The 15,336-nt window shown below is 65.4% G+C and carries 9 protein-coding genes, 1 tRNA gene, 4 pseudogenes and 1 other annotated feature; of the genes and pseudogenes, 9 read left to right on the top strand and 5 right to left on the bottom strand.

Going from position 1 to position 15,336, the window contains the following annotated elements; translation table 11 throughout:
• Nucleotides 1-52: 52 nt before the first annotated feature.
• From orn to BLU62_RS09800, 4 genes are all read left to right on the top strand, one after another.
• A complete protein-coding gene (gene orn, locus BLU62_RS09785; protein WP_074849307.1) occupies nucleotides 53-652 on the top strand; it encodes an oligoribonuclease in 600 nt (199 codons plus the stop codon).
• Nucleotides 653-754: 102 nt separating this feature from the next.
• Nucleotides 755-827, top strand: a tRNA-His gene (locus BLU62_RS09790).
• A 342-nt stretch (nucleotides 828-1,169) separates the two neighbouring features.
• A complete protein-coding gene (locus BLU62_RS09795; RefSeq protein WP_074849308.1) occupies nucleotides 1,170-1,514 on the top strand; it encodes a YciI family protein in 345 nt (114 codons plus the stop codon).
• 3 nt (nucleotides 1,515-1,517) lie between these two features.
• Nucleotides 1,518-2,810, top strand: coding sequence for an RNA polymerase sigma factor (locus tag BLU62_RS09800; RefSeq protein ID WP_074849309.1), 1,293 nt, complete (start codon nucleotides 1,518-1,520; stop codon nucleotides 2,808-2,810).
• Between the two features lie 19 nt (nucleotides 2,811-2,829).
• Here BLU62_RS09800 and BLU62_RS09805 read toward each other — a convergent pair whose 3' ends face one another.
• From BLU62_RS09805 to BLU62_RS09825, 5 genes are all read right to left on the bottom strand, one after another.
• Nucleotides 2,830-4,473 carry a hypothetical protein gene (locus tag BLU62_RS09805; protein WP_074849310.1) on the bottom strand — a complete coding sequence of 548 codons (1,644 nt, stop codon included), beginning with the start codon at nucleotides 4,471-4,473 and terminating at the stop codon, nucleotides 2,830-2,832.
• 55 nt (nucleotides 4,474-4,528) lie between these two features.
• A complete protein-coding gene (locus BLU62_RS09810; RefSeq protein ID WP_208863620.1) occupies nucleotides 4,529-5,293 on the bottom strand; it encodes a signal peptidase I in 765 nt (254 codons plus the stop codon).
• 132 nt (nucleotides 5,294-5,425) lie between these two features.
• Nucleotides 5,426-6,055, bottom strand: a complete 630-nt coding sequence (locus BLU62_RS09815) for a SipW-dependent-type signal peptide-containing protein (RefSeq protein WP_074849311.1) — start codon at nucleotides 6,053-6,055, stop codon at nucleotides 5,426-5,428.
• 389 nt (nucleotides 6,056-6,444) lie between these two features.
• The gene (locus tag BLU62_RS09820; protein WP_244278106.1) at nucleotides 6,445-7,881 is read right to left on the bottom strand and encodes a cutinase family protein; all 1,437 of its coding nucleotides are present in this window, start codon (nucleotides 7,879-7,881) and stop codon (nucleotides 6,445-6,447) included.
• A 517-nt stretch (nucleotides 7,882-8,398) separates the two neighbouring features.
• Nucleotides 8,399-10,450, bottom strand: a complete 2,052-nt coding sequence (locus BLU62_RS09825) for a heavy metal translocating P-type ATPase (protein ID WP_084811772.1) — start codon at nucleotides 10,448-10,450, stop codon at nucleotides 8,399-8,401.
• A gap of 200 nt (nucleotides 10,451-10,650) precedes the next feature.
• On the opposite strand from BLU62_RS09825, the pseudogene BLU62_RS09830 reads away from it, so the two are divergent.
• From BLU62_RS09830 to BLU62_RS09855, 5 genes and pseudogenes are all read left to right on the top strand, one after another.
• A pseudogene (locus BLU62_RS09830) lies at nucleotides 10,651-11,008 on the top strand (HNH endonuclease); the annotation flags it as partial.
• 52 nt (nucleotides 11,009-11,060) lie between these two features.
• A pseudogene (locus BLU62_RS33790) lies at nucleotides 11,061-12,031 on the top strand (IS3 family transposase); the annotation flags it as partial.
• Nucleotides 11,333-11,464: a sequence feature (AL1L pseudoknot), on the top strand. Its footprint overlaps the pseudogene before it by 132 nt.
• Nucleotides 12,032-12,167: 136 nt before the next feature.
• On the top strand, nucleotides 12,168-13,517 hold the full coding sequence (locus BLU62_RS09845) for an IS30 family transposase (protein ID WP_425284598.1): 1,350 nt from the start codon (nucleotides 12,168-12,170) through the stop codon (nucleotides 13,515-13,517).
• A 1-nt stretch (nucleotide 13,518) separates the two neighbouring features.
• Nucleotides 13,519-13,860 (top strand): annotated as a pseudogene (locus BLU62_RS09850) (integrase core domain-containing protein); the annotation flags it as partial.
• 8 nt (nucleotides 13,861-13,868) lie between these two features.
• A pseudogene (locus BLU62_RS09855) lies at nucleotides 13,869-15,135 on the top strand (DUF222 domain-containing protein); the annotation flags it as partial.
• Nucleotides 15,136-15,336: the final 201 nt, after the last annotated feature.

Raw genomic sequence — 15,336 nt, forward strand, 5'->3', positions numbered from 1 at the left:
CCTGTTCTGCGTCTGACGCGGGCTTGTCGTGACGGTTGGTTAAGGTTGTCGGGTGCAGGACAAACTGGTGTGGATCGATTGCGAGATGACCGGCCTCCGACTCGAGTCGGACAAGTTGATCGAGATCGCGGCCCTGGTCACCGACGGTGACCTCAACATTCTGGGTGACGGCGTCGACGTCGTCATCCACGCCGACGACGAGGCACTCGCGTCGATGCCCGACGTCGTGACCAAGATGCACGCCGACTCCGGTCTCACCGAAGAGGTCCGCAAGTCCACCGTCACGCTCGCCGAGGCCGAGAAGATGGTGCTCGACTACATCCGCAAACATGTGACGACGCCCGGGGCCGTGCCGCTCGCCGGCAACTCGATCGCCACCGACCGCGGCTTCATCGCCCGCGACATGCCCGAGCTCGACGCCTACCTGCACTATCGGATGGTCGACGTCAGTTCGATCAAGGAACTGGCCCGCCGCTGGTTCCCGAAGGTGTACTTCGGGCAGCCGGACAAGGGCCTCGCCCACCGCGCCCTCGCCGACATCCGCGAGTCGATCCGCGAGCTCCGTTACTACCGTGCAGCGGCCTTCGTGCCGGCTCCCGGTCCCGACGTCGATGAGCTCGCGAACATCGTCAAGGACCTCGGGCCCGCCTGAAAACGCAGGTCAGATAACCGATTGGAGTTCTGCGGCATCTACCCGCTAGAGTGTTCTTGGCTCTGAGGCCCGGCGCGAAAGCCCAGGTTTCCGGTGCCGATGGTGGATGTAGTTCAGTTGGTAGAGCACCAGGTTGTGATCCTGGCTGTCGCGGGTTCGAGTCCCGTCATCCACCCCGACGAGCGGGAGGTCCGAATTTCGGACCTCCCGCTTTTCGTTTCCCGGACCCGTGCGTCGGAATCCGCCCCTGTAAACCACCCTCCACAGACCTGCCGATGACATGGTGTCGCCTAAACCGCTGGTCAGGACCCATACCGAGGCCAGTTTTCAGGGGCGGATTTCATCGTGAGCGGCCAGGTCGTCGCCGTCGACAACGACTCCTCGGTCGTGGTGTGCCGGGCATAGCCGTCGCGAGCGGCCGGTCGACTGTTTTCCGGCAGCTGTCGATATCGCGCCTGCCCGTACGTCACCATGGTGTCGGACCACTCCGGTCCGGCGGCAGATGACTGGAGGAACGATGAAATACGCACTGCTGCTCATGGGACACGTCAACGACCCGGCGTGCGGAGAGGAAGGCGGGGCGACGCCCGAGGAGTTCTTCGCGTTCGACGAGGAGATCACCAAGGCCGGCGTCGTGGTCAGCTCTTTCGCTCTCGAGGACGAACGCGCGGTCGTGCACACGAACGGCACAGGCGAACGCGTGGTGGCGTCGTCGGGTCCGTTCGCGGAGGTTCGCGAGTTCGTCGGCGGCGTCTACGTCATCGACGTAGCCGACATCGACGAGGCGATCGAGTGGGCTCGCCGTAGTCCGGGTTCGGCACCGGGTGGGCACGTGGAGATCCGGCCGCTCGCGCCGTACTGAGCCGTGACCGGACCACCCGACCGCTCGGCGGGCGCGCTCTTCGTGGCCCGTCGGGCGGTTGCCTCCATCGACCGCGACGTCCGCACCCGTGTCATCGCCACTCTCACCGCGAGATTCGGCGACCTCGATCGTGCCGAGGACGCCCTGCAGGATGCACTGGCGCAGGCCCTGATCACCTGGCCGCAGGCGGGTGTCCCCGAATCACCGGAGGCGTGGCTGACGACGACCGCGAAACGTCGGGTGCTCGACGCGCTGCGGCGGGAGAACGTGCTCGCCGGGAAACTCGCACAGTTGCAGAACGATTCGGACCGCGCGCCCGTGCCGGCGGACTTCGGCGATCCCGCCGACATCACGCAGACACAATTGACCGACGAACGTCTCGGCATGTTCTTCGCGTGTACCCACCCGGTGCTGCGGATCGAGGACCGGATCGCACTCATGTTGCGGTTCGTCGCAGGCCTGACCACACCCGAGGTCGCGCACGCACTCCTGATCCCGGTTCCGACCGCACAACAGCGACTCGTACGCGCAAAGAAGCGGATCAAGGCACTCGGCGTGCCGTTCCATCCGCCGCGTCCCGACGATCTACCGGACCGCCTCGGCGGCGTCTTACGGGTTGTGTACCTGATGTACTCGGAGGGCTACGCACGGTCGACGGGTAGCTCGCACATCCGCGACGACATCACCGCCGAGGCCATCGCGCTCACGCGGACGCTGTATGTCCTGCTCCCCTGTGCCGAGACCGCCGGGCTGCTCGCTCTGCTGTTGCTCACCGAATCCCGGCGGCCGGCGCGGGTGGACTCCGACGGCCGGCCGATCCCCCTGTCCGACCAGGACCGGATGCGGTGGGACGCCGGCCTTGTCGCGGAAGGCACGCGGCTTGCCGAATCCGCTGCTGCACAACGTGACGCGGGCGCGTACACGATCCAGGCGGCCATCGCCGCGGTGCACGCCGAGGCTCGGACCGCCGACGAGACCGACTGGGCGCAGATCGCGGTCCTCTACCGCCTGCTCGAAGCGCACGACCCCGGGCCGGTCGTGCGGGTGGGCCGGGCCGTCTCCGTCGGACGGGCATTCGGACCGTCACGCGGGATCGAGATGCTCGACCGATTGGCATCAAACGCCGCACTCGACCGGTACCGACCGTTCCACGTCGCGCGTGCACTCACGCTCGCCGAGTTGGACGATCACGACGGTGCGGCCGCCGCGTACCGGCGTGCCCTCGAACTCCCCGGCAACGAGGCCGAAGACGACTATCTCGCAAGCGCTCTCGCGGACCTGGGGCGAGACCCCTGACAGCGGCGTGTTCGCGCGGCTACTCCTCGTCGGAGGAGGCAGACGACGATTCCGACGAGTCGTCGGAACTCGATCGCGACTGCTTCTTCTCCGGAGTGGGCACAGGGTCGGAGTCCTCAGGCTCGGACGCATCCGCCTCCGGGGCATCGGCAGCGGGCTCACTCGTCTCCGGTGCGCTGGTCTCCGGCGCCTTCACGACGGGTGCGGGCTTCGAGGTCATCGACGTCACCGGCACCTCGGGCTCCGGCAGGACGAACGTGAATCCTGCTGTCCCCGGGGCCTTCCAGATGGCGCTCCCCGCAGCGCTCGGCGCGGTGAACGTCACCCATCCGGTGTAGGTCCGGCCGGGTTCGAGCTGCGCCGGCAACGGCGACCCCTCTGCGGTCGCCCGCCCGGACGCCTGCTGCACTCCCCCGACTATCGGGGCGAAGTCGTCCCAGGCGACCGACGACAACCGTCCGTCACCGCCGGTGTCCGACGTGGTCACCGACATCTTCACCGCGACCGTCGCTTTCGCCCCCTCCGAGGGTGCGGTGGACTCGATCTTCTGGATCGTCGCCACACCGAGGTCGGTGCCATCGGTCGCGATCACCGGGAACCGATCCCCGACGTCGACGTCGGTCGGTGTCGTCGGGCCTTGACCGGCGACCGGAGTGTCGGCGGCTTCGCTCTCGGAAGAGCTCGCCGACGAGGCGCTCTCGGACTCGGAGCGGGCTGCGGAGGAGCTCTCCGATTCCGAGGCCGCAGATTCACTGCCAGGAGTCGCCGATTCCGAACTGTCCGCACTGGAGCTCGCCGCCGACTCCGAGGGCTCTGCGCTCGACGAACTCGGGGCGAGTCGGGCCAGTCGCGCCGCCGCCGCACTTTGGACGCCCGCGCTCGGAAGAGGCTCGCCGATGCCGCATTCGGCGCGGACGAACTGCACGGTGACCGTCCACACGGTGGTCTGCGTGATCGCGGTCTTGATGTCGACATCGAGGATCAGGGTGGACAGCGCACGCTTCGCGGTCGTCGTCACCGTGCTCTTGAGGGTTCCCTGCACCCTGAATCCGGCAGCGAGCGAATCGATGGTGGTGGTCTGGTTCGCCGACGGAACGGTGTAGCTGGTGAGCCCGACTCGGAAGCTTCCACCGGCCGGAGCGACCGCAGTGGTGGAGACCGCCCCGCCCCAGTTGCTGGATGAGCAGCTCACCGATGCCGAGTACTGACTGTTGTCGGTGTTCAGCACCGAGGCGAAGCCAGTTGGGAAGAGTTCGATGTTCCTCGCGTTCGACGCGGCGTTTGCGGTCACGACGCTGCCGTTCATCGTGTACGTCGCCGACGACCGGCCGTCCGCCGAAACCGTGCCCAGCAACAGGATTCCGGAACTCGAGGCATGGGTCCAACCGGTCGCGCTGGGAATCAGGGTGGTCCCAGGATTCGCCTGGGTATGAGTGGCGTTCGTCGCCGTGAACTCGCCGCTGGTGATCGCACGGTTGGTGTACGCGTGGGCGGTCGTCGACCGTGCGTACCCCTCGAGATTGGCGGCACGGGTGAAAGTCGCTTTGCCCCAGACCTTGTCGTTCCAGGCCGCGAGCACGCCGGTCGCTTGGCCGACGACACCGAGTATCGCGATCACGCCGACGACGGCGATCAGGATCTTGCTGCGCTTGGTGAGGTTCATGCTTGCCGTGTATCTCTATGAGTTGCGGAGGAACTGAGGGTCGGGAACGAGGCGATCAGTTGTTCTCGTCTTCGCGGCGGCCGGCGGTCGACCTCGGCCAGAAGGCCCAGAGGACGAGCAGTGCGGCACTCAGGGTGATGCCGCCGAGAACGTAGGGATTCGACAGCCAGACGATCTGCTTGGCGAGACCCGGTGCGTGCCAGACGACTTTGCGCACCTGACTCTCGCGATACGGCTCCGGGTCGGGGTTCGGGTTCGCGTCGCCCTGCATCTCGATGAGGGCCTCGCCGCCGCCGAGTTGTTCAATGGCGATGACCCGGTGGGTGATCGGCTTGAGGCCGACCCCACGGTCGACAGTGATGATGTCGCCGACCTTCACCTCGGTGGCGGGGATCTCGTGCACGACGGCGATGGACCCCTGCGGGATGGTCGGGTCCATCGAGCCGGTCTTGAACATGATGATCGTGTAGTTGCCCACGAAGGCAAGGACTGTCAGCGCGATACACAGGACGCCGAACACGGCGAGGACGTTCAGCCCCCAGTCGACGAGCCTGCCGCCCCAGGTTCGTGCGGCCGGCTGCGGTTGCTGCGATTCGACGGGCGCGGATTCAGCGGGAACCGCGTCCACCGGCGGCGTCAGCGGAACCACGGGGATCGGCACGGTCGGTGTATCCGATGCCGGAACGTAGCATCCGGGGACAGAGGTCCACACCGCGCGCGCGGCAGGTGTCACGACGTTCATCGGTGCGGTCACGGTCCACGAATCCCGGATCCCGGACGTCGGGGGCTGGTCGGTTCCTGGCTTCGCGGTGGTCGTCATCGGGCTGTCTCTCTGAGGTCTCGGGGGCCGGGTTTCGGTAGTACGCAGCACGACTCCAGGTCGATGAGAGCCTCGATCCGACGGGGGCCCGAGAGGGGATGGAATGCCGCGCCGCCGGATCGAGGCGGCTCATCAGGCTTCTTCGCTCTGTGCAGTCATCTGCCAGGTCGCCTGGGCGGTCGTGTTCGAGATCGCGTTCGGGTTCGCGCCGGCCGGGAGAGTCACGCGGAAGGTGAGTTCCTTGGTCTGACCTGCCGGGACCGTGATGACAGTCGAAGCGCCCTGGAGGCTGAGCTTCTTGTTCGCGACGAAGTCGGTCGTGCCGTCCGTGATCGTCACCTCCAGCACGTCAGCCAGCGAGTTGACCGCAGGAGTGATCGTCGGGGCCTGAATGGTGACCAGGGCATCCAGGTTGCCCTTGGTCTCCTTCAGCCAGAACTTGCCCTCGGTGGTCTGCCCCGGCATCAGGTGCAGTGCGTTGATCGGGGTAGCCGAGAACGAGATGGCGCCGGCCTCGGGGCTCGTTGCGTACTCCAGGAAGCCTGCGGTCGACGAAACGGTGCTGCCCTGCACGTTCCACGCGGTGTTGCCGATGCCGAACTCTCCGCTACCGAACACGGTGTCGTTCCACGCGGCGAGAGTGACCACTGCGCCGATGCCGAGGACCGCGCCCGAGGCGAGGATCGCCTTGCGCTTGCGGCTCTTGCGGTTGCGCTCGTCGTCGGTCAGAGGGGCGGTGCTGGGGGTCTGGTTGTTGGTCATCTTCCATCCATCATTCTGCGGGGGTCGTAGCTCATTGCTACTCACGAGTAATTTAGATTGTTCGTCATTTGTTTTTGACCGTTTTCTGATATTAATCCTTTGAAGTGACTCACCGCTTCTAGGCCATTTGTTCCAGATTTTTGAATACGTGCGTTGCCCTATTTGTAGCCCGTTCGGACTAATACCCCCATGGACATACGACCCAGTTCTTTAGCGTCTCGAAATTTACGACAACACCCATTGCCACGATGCCAACGCGCATTGATATTCACGACAATGGTCATTGTCTTTCAGGCCTGGAAATCGTTGGTGAAACTCCGCCAGCAGAAGACCCGGGCGGCCTGAGTCGAAAGCCCCTTGAGGCCCACCACCGAGTCGCGTGGATCGCTCTATTCGGAGTCGCCTTCGGACTCCGAGCCGGCCGTGTCGATGGTGTCGGCGAGCCAGCCACCCAGCCAGGTGATCGCGCTACGACCGAGCTCGTCCACGACGAACTTCGCGTAGTTCGTGTGCGCGTTGCCCGAATAGAAGTCCTTCGCCGTGACCGCGTCACGAATCAACGACGCCGGGTCGGTGATGGCCTGCTTCGTCACGATCCTGGCCAGCTCCTTACCGAGTTCCTTGAACTCGGGCGAGACCAGTTCAGAGAGGAGCCCGGCGCGGGCTTCGGCATCCCCCTCCTCGTCGTCGGAAGCATCCACGGACGTGTCCGCGACCAGCGAAGCGAGCTCTTTCCCCAGGTCCAGGACCTCTTCGACCGAGACCTCGGACTCGGGCAGCGACTCGGCGCCGACGCGGGCCCCGACCGCTCCCACCGCCGACCAGGTGAGCTCCTGAACCTCTCCGACGAGGTCCGCGGTGCGCTCGAAGTCCACGCGATCGAGCACCCGACAGACCCGCGCGCCGACCTTCGCCAGACCCGTCTTGTCGGGAATCAGGCCCAGGATGCGGGCGGTCTTCGCGTAGTCCACCGCGTCCGCGAGCTTCACGAAAGGACGTAGCTGGGCGTTCACACGCCCCGCCACCCGATGGGCCGACCGCAGGTCCCCCACCCCGATGAGCTGCGGCAATCGAACGATATCGGCCCCCAGACCGGCGTAGTCGATCCTCGTGATGGCGCCGATGACGTCGATGGCGGTCTCCACCGCGTCCGCGACCTCCTCCGCGCCCTCGCTGAGAACAGTGCCGATCTTCCCCAGAACCGGATGCCGCCGCTTGTCGATGGAGCAGTAGAGGTCGGCCGGGGCACAGATGCTCGTGACCCGCCCGGACAGCTCACCCATCCCCTGAGGACGAGGGTCGGCGATACCGATACCCCGAGCAGTCGGTCCGATCACCTTCTGACCAGCGGTTCCGTTACCCGGGTCGGCGAGGAGACCGACGGCGAGCACCTTGTCCGCCGGAATCGGACCCTCGCCACCGCCGATCGCAGCGGCAAGATCGCCGGCCGCGTCGGCGCCCTGGCTGTAACCGCTGATCGTGAATCTCAGGTCCGGGTCGGCCTTCGCACGGTCGGCGAGCACCCGGGATGCACTCGCGATCGCCGAGGCCTTGCTGTCCGCATACGTCCTCCCGTTGTCGAAGGCACGGGCCATGTAGGGCAGGAAGTAGACGGTGGCCGAGTCGCCGTGCTCCCGGGCGATCGACCTCGCCACCTCGGCCAGTGCGCCGGTCGCATGCGTCGGGTCTGCGGCAGCGTCCGTTTCCCAGGTTCCCGGGATGAAGAGATTGAAGGTGGAAATCGTCGGGGCGGCCGCGGCAACGCCGGCACCGGCGCCTCCGAAAGCTGTTACCGCGACGCTCGCGGTGAGCGCTATTCCGGTCAAGCCGATTGCCCATTGACGAGCAGATCCAGACCGACCAGCCTGAGACGATCTAACGGTTCTGTCGCACGCATGACGGGGTGTACGCGAGGATGCATGAATTTTCATCAGTGTCTGTCACAAATCTTCACATCGTTGGGAGACGAAACAGCGGCACGGTCGAAGAGTTCATTCCGACCTCCTTTTCCACGCCGTTGCTACTTGTGAGTAGATATGAATGGTCACGTATTACGGGGCGATTTCAAGAATCCGTGAATAGCATTTCGGCGTCCCGAATTCCCTGTTTCATATATGAAACTGAACACCGTTGCGCCACAACCCTTTTCACACACCCATGCAGGTCACGCAATCCTGGACAAATGATCCTGTGTGAGTGAGATCACCAGCGTGACGTCGCTGTTTTCGATGACGAACTCGGCGAGGCGTCCATCTACAGACAGGACGAGGGCCCGGATCCGCCGGGGGACAGCGGGTCCGGGCCATCAGAGGAGAGCGAGCGGGAAGTCGACTCAGTCGCAGTTCACCGGGACGGCCGACCACTCGGAGACAGATCGAGCCGGCGCAGCAACTGGGCATTGAGTGCGACGACAACCGTCGAGACCGACATCAGGATCGCGCCGACGCTCATCGGCAGCACGAACCCGATCGGCGCCAGCACGCCCGCGGCGAGTGGGACGGAGATCAGGTTGTACCCGGCCGCCCACCACAGGTTCTGCACCATCTTCCGGTAGCTCGCCCGCGAGAGTTCGATCACCGACAGCACCGATCGAGGATCCGAGGACGCCAGGATCACACCTGCGGAGGCGATCGCGACGTCGGTACCTGCTCCGATGGCGATTCCCACATCTGCCTGCGCGAGTGCCGGAGCGTCGTTCACCCCGTCACCGACCATCGCGACCCGCTTGCCCTCGCGTTGCAGCTCGGCCACCTTCTCCGCTTTGTCCTCGGGTCGGACGCCGGCGTAGACGCGCTCGATCCCCAGTTCGCGAGCCACGTCGTCGGCGACCGCACGCGCGTCGCCGGTGACCATAACCGCCTCGATCCCGCGACGACGCAGCCCGTCGACGGCTTCGCGTGATTCCGCTCGCACCTCATCGGTCAGTGCGAGTGCGCCGATGACCTCACCATCGGCGACGACATGCAGAATGATCGCCCCGTCATCGCGCCAGGTCTCGGCGATCGGGAGTTCTGCCGTCGTATAGCTGTCGAGGAGCCTCGGCCCGCCGACCGCGACGAGGACCCCGTCCACTCGTGCCGAGACACCCACAGCAGGGGATGAAGTGAAGTCCTCCGCCGCCGACAGATCCACACCGCGATCGTGCGCGGCCTCGACGATCGCGACAGCGAGCGGATGCTCGCTGTCGGCTTCCGCAGCTGCGGCCAGCGCCAGGACGTCGTCGGCCGTGCGGCCGTCGGCGGGTTCGACGGCGCGGACGGTCGGGGCGCCGCGGGTGAGCGTCCCGGTCTTGTCGAAGAGAACGGCGTCGACCGACCGCATGGTCTCGAGGGCCAGCCGGTCCGAGATCAACACTCCCCCGCGCGCGGCACGCTCCGTCGCAATCGACACCACCAGAGGGATGGCGAGACCCAGGGCGTGCGGGCACGCGATGACGAGCACGGTGATCACACGTACGACCGCCGCATCCGGCATCCCGACGACGGTCCACACCACAGCCGTGACCGCCGCCGCGGCGAGGGCGAACCAGAAGAGCCACCCAGCGGCGCGATCGGCGAGACGCTGAGCCCGTGACGACGAGGCCTGCGCCTTCGCAACGAGCCGTTCGATCCCGGCCAGCGCCGTATCGTCTCCGATCGCGGTGACCCGCACCCGGACCGCCGAGTCCGTGGCGACCGTCCCGGCCACCACACGTTCCCCGACGGATCGTCGTACCGGACGCGACTCCCCGGTGATCATCGATTCGTCGATGTCCGCGGTCCCGTCGATGATCTCGCCGTCCGCCGGGATCGATGCGCCCGGCCGGACCAGCACCACATCGCCGACCCCCAGATCGGAGACGGCGACGGTGATCGTTCCGATGCCGTCGACCTTCTCCGCCTCATCGGGCAGCAATGCGGCGAGCGAGTCGAGAGCCGACGTCGTCTGGGCCAGCGCACGCATCTCGATCCAATGCCCCAGGAGCATGATCACGACGAGGAGCGCCAACTCCCACCAGAAGTTCAACTCACCGGACAGCAACTCCAGGCTCGAACCCCACGACGCCACGAACGCGACGGTGATGGCCAGCCCGATCAGCAGCATCATCCCCGGGGTGCGAGACCGTATCTCCGCGACCGCGCCGGTGAGGAACGGGCGGCCACCCCACAGGTAGATGACCGTGCCCAGCACCGGCGAGATCCACATGACCCACCCGTGGTGGGGCAGCGAATAGCCGACCAGGTGGGCGAACATCTCGTTGAACGTCACAGTCGGGACAGCCAGTACCACCATGATCCAGAACAGCCGGCGGAATCGGCCGACGTGGTCGGCGTGGCCCGCGTGTTCGCCACCGGCATGCCGGTGACCCTCGTGCGTACTCATGTCGTGCCCGGCCCGGGTCGATGTAGCACTCATGCCGTCGACTATATACCCCCTACCCGTATACCGTAAGGGGCCGATTTCCGTGGCGGGATCGCCGAAGCCCAGCCCGCCGACGGCGACCCGCTAGCACACACCCCCGACAAACACGGGCCACCTATCCGATCGCGATAGTCATTGCACCGCAGCAGGATTAGGCGTACAGTCGAACATGCGTTCGTACAACGGCATCGGGGGTGACCGTCTTGACCGAAAACTCGCAGACCGACGGCACTCCGTCGACCCGCGCCTGGCGAGCTCGTGCAGGAATTGCACCGGATCACCACCGAACTGCAGACCGTCGACCTGACACAATGCTCGGACGCCGAGATCGTCGACGTCGCCGCCGAGACCGAACGCGCCATCGCCCGACTGACCTTCGCCGGGGACCGGCAGCTCGTCGAAGCCACCGAACGCGACCTGCCCCGCAAAACCGGGCACCGCAGCGTCATCCAGTTCATGACCCACCGCCTACGCGTCGCCCACCCCATGCGCCGCCGCGACCAGATGTCGGCCACCGCAACCTTTCCCAACCTCACCGGCGAACCACTCCCTGAATCACCCCAGGTTTGATACCGCTTCCTTCTGAGTCAGGAAGGATGAGCACATGCCTAAGAAAATCGACCCGGAGGTCCGTTCGAGGGCCTTGCGGTTGCTGGAGACCCACGGCGGCGAGTACACGTCGTTGACTGCCGCGGCCGAAGCGATCGCCAAGCAGGTCGGTGTCGGCGGGGAGACGGTACGTCGATGGGCCGTACAAGCCCAGATCGATGCCGGCGCCCGCTCCGGGACCACTACGAAGGAGTCCGCCGAGATCAAGCGCCTCAAGGCCGAGAACAAGCAGTTACGAGAAGACGTTGCCATTCTGAAAGCAGCGACAACTTTCTTCGCGGGGGAACTCGACCCCCGCAACCGATGATCGTGGCGTTCATAGATCAAATGCGCGCCAACGGGTTTGCGGTCGAGTCGATCTGCCGGGTCCTGCGTGGGCAGGGCTGCCAGATTGCCGCACGAACCTACCGGGCATGGCGATCACGCACGCCTGCCGCACGGACGGTCTCTGATGCCCACGTCGTCGATGCGGTGCGCACTGTCGTCTGGCGCACCGGTGACGACGGCCGGCGGAAGATGACTCCCGAGGGCCTCTACGGGCGGGTGAAGATGCGCGCCCATCTGCATCGCACAACTCTGCCTGGGGTGTCCTATGGCGCCGTTGATCGAGCGATGAAAGTGTTAGGCCACCAAGGAATTCGACGGTCGAAGGGAGTCCGAACGACCGTCAGATCCGCTGATGGTGTCCGCGCGGAGGATCTGTTGAACCGACAGTTCAGTGCTGCCGAACCGAACCGGGTTTGGGTGACCGATTTCACCTACTGCCGGACCTGGGCTGGGTGGGTGTATGTGGTGTTCATCATCGACGTGTTCTCCCGTCGAATCGTGGCATGGCATGCCTCGACATCGAAGTCGGTGGAGTTGGTGACAGTCCCGCTTCGGATGGCACTGTGGCAGCGCAATCGGGAAGGGCATCCGGTGAAAGCTGCTGAGCTTATTCATCATTCGGATGCCGGAAGTCAGGGTGAATTCAACTTGTCGTCGCAACACCTTGATCTTGGAGGTGTTGGCTTTGGCTACAGCAGACTGGAGCAAGAAGACCAGCGATGCGCCCACGGGGGTTCGTCGGCAGTGGCGAGCTGATCGTGCGTTGCGGCCGGCGATGCGTTCGCCGGGCCGGCCCGAGCCGTCGCGGGCGGTGCAACGTCAGTTTTGGGGGTTGATCGCGACGGGGATGAGCACGGCGGAGGCGTCGGTGGCGGTCGGCGTGTCGGTGCCGGTGGGGTCGCGGTGGTTCCGCCACGCTGGCGGAATGACGCCACTGAGTCTGGACGAGCCGGCGGGTCGTTACCTGTCGTTCGCTGAACGGGAAGAGATCGCGCTGCTCCGCGCCCAACAGTGTGGTGTGAGAGAGATTGCTCGGCAGATCGGACGCAGTCCGGCAACGATTTCGCGTGAGTTGCGCCGCAACTCCGCTACCAGGAGTGGGAAACGTGAGTATCGAGCCTCGGTGGCGCAGTGGAAAGCTGAGCAGGCCGCCAAGCGCCCGAAAACAGCGAAACTCGTGGCCAACGTCGAGTTGCGGGAGTACGTGCAGGAGCGGTTGGCGGGCACTGTCCGTAGCCCCGACGGCACGATCGTCGCCGGCCCCACGCCGCCGCCGTGGAAGGGGCTCAACAAGCCGCACCGGGCCGACCGGCGGTGGTCTCTGGCATGGAGTCCGGAGCAGATCTCCCAGCGCCTGCGGGTCGATTTCCCCGATGATGAATCCATGCGCATCAGTCATGAGGCAATCTATCAATCCCTGTTCATCGAGGGCCGTGGCGCGCTCAAACGCGAGTTGGTGGCGTGCCTGCGGACCGGGCGGGCATTACGGGAGCCCCGTGCTCGCTCACGCAACAAGCCGCAGGGTCACGTCACCTCCGATGTCGTCCTCAGCCAGCGCCCGCCTGAGGCCCACGACCGTGCTGTCCCCGGCCACTGGGAGGGTGATCTCATCATCGGTGTGGGTCGGTCGGCTATCGGCACTGTTGTCGAACGGCGCAGTCGCGCAACGATTCTAGTCCATCTCCCACGCTTGCAAGGGTGGGGTGAGCAACCGCCGGTGAAGAACGGGCCGGCACTCGGTGGCTACGGCGCCATCGCGATGAACGCGGCACTGACGGCGTCGATAGCGGCGCTGCCGCAGCAGTTGCGCAAGACGTTAACGTGGGATCGCGGTAAGGAACTGTCCGCTCATGCCCAGTTCGCGATGGATACCGGAACGCAGGTGTTCTTCGCCGATCCGCATTCACCGTGGCAGCGACCGTCCAACGAGAACACTAATGGGCTGCTGCGCCAATATTTTCCGAAGGGAACTGACCTGTCACGGTGGTCTGCAAACGACCTCGAAGCCATCGCATACACCCTCAACAACCGTCCCCGAAAGGCCCTCGGCTGGAAGACCCCCGCCGAAGTCTTTGAAGGACAGTTACACTCACTACAACAACCCGGTGTTGCATGGACCGATTGAACCCGCCCAGTACACATCGGTTACACTGACTGAGCGTCTGCGACTCGAAGACATCGCAGCGTCGATCGGATCGGTCGGGGACGCCTACGACAACGCGCTGGCCGAGTCGGTGAACGGCTTGTACAAGACCGAGTGCATCCGGACCACGATCTTCCACTCCGGCCCGTACCGGACGATCTCCGACGTCGAGTTCGCGACCGCTGGTTGGGTCGACTGGTACAACAACAGCAGGTTGCACTCGAGTATTGGCCAGATTCCCCCGACCGAGTTCGAAACGCTCCACTACGCTGGCCTCGGCCCCGAGGACCAGCCCACATTGGAGGCGGCACAAAACCTAGGGTGATTCACCCACCCCAACACCCCACCCTCGCCGAAGCCTTCGCCCACGGGCACGTGGGTCCCGAACACGTCCGCGCCGTCATCGACGTCCTCGACCAGATCCCCCACGCCGTCGACCACGACGTGAAAACCGCCGCCGAACGACACATGGCCGACATCGCCGTCGACCACACCCCCACCGACATCACCAACCTCGGCGCCCGACTGCTCGCCCACCTCGACCCCGACGGCACACTCACCGACGACACCGACCGCACACGCCGCCGCCAGCTGTACGTCAACCGGCAACGCGCCGACGGCACCGCCAAACTCACCGCCGACTTCACCCCCGAAGCACTGGCCCGCATCACCATGCTGCTCGCCGTATGGGCCAGACCCGGCATGAACAACCCCGACGACCCCCAATCACCCACCGGATCGATCGAACACGCGGACCCCGACGCCGTGGCCGCCGCGGCCGCACGCGATGACCGCACCCCCGCCCAGCTCAACCACGACGCCTTCAACGCCCTGCTCAAAGCCGTGTTCGAAGACGGACTCCTCGGGAAGAGTCACCGCGGATTGCCGATGCAGTTGATCATCAAGGCCGACCTGACCGATCTACTCCGTCAAGCCGGTGTCGCCACCACCGCCACCGGCACCCTGATCCCGATCAAAGATCTCCTCGCCATGGCCGCCGACGTCCAACCCTGGCTGGCAGTGTTCAAAGACGCCACCGCCGTCCCGCTCTACTTCGGACGCGGCAAAAGACTGGCCACCCGCGAACAACGCCTCGTCTCCTTCGCCCGACCCGACGGCGACAGCTGCTCCACCCCCGACTGCGGCATATCTGCCGCGCACGTGGAAATCCATCACGCGCAACTCGATTGGGGTCTCGGCGGACTCACCGACATCACCGACCTCACCCCCGCCTGCCCGAAACACAACCGCATGGTCGGCGACCAACCCGGCCAGTACACCACCCGCATGGTCCGCGAAGGCCCCGACGAAGGCCGCTGCACCTGGCAACTCAACACCGATCCGGCGCACCACCCAACCCCGAACGCATCAACCGGCGACCCGACATCCCCCGCCGATTCAACGAACACCTCAAACAGGTACGCAACGAAATCCACGGACCCGACACGGAGTCCGGCGATACCCCACGCCTGCACCTGCGTCAGGTCATCGACCTGCGTGACGCCACACCCGTCGAACTCGCAGTCGCCTCAGCACTTCTCAATCATGCGTTCGGGACTTAGAGCGGAAGGGGCACCAGCCCTTCGAGGCTCGTCGCTAACGCTCCTCGCACCTCAGGGAGCAGACCGCAGGCCAACGCTCCTCACACCTCAGGAAGCAGACCGCAGGCCAACGCTCCTCACACCTCAGGGAGCGAGAGTCGGGTCACTTCTTTCGGATCAGGGAGCAGACCGCAGGCCAACGCTCCTCGCACCTCAGGGAGCGAGAGTCGGGTCACTTCTTTCGGATCAGGGAGCAGACC

Origin of the sequence: Gordonia westfalica, assembly GCF_900105725.1 — a bacterium.
Classification (GTDB): domain Bacteria; phylum Actinomycetota; class Actinomycetes; order Mycobacteriales; family Mycobacteriaceae; genus Gordonia; species Gordonia westfalica.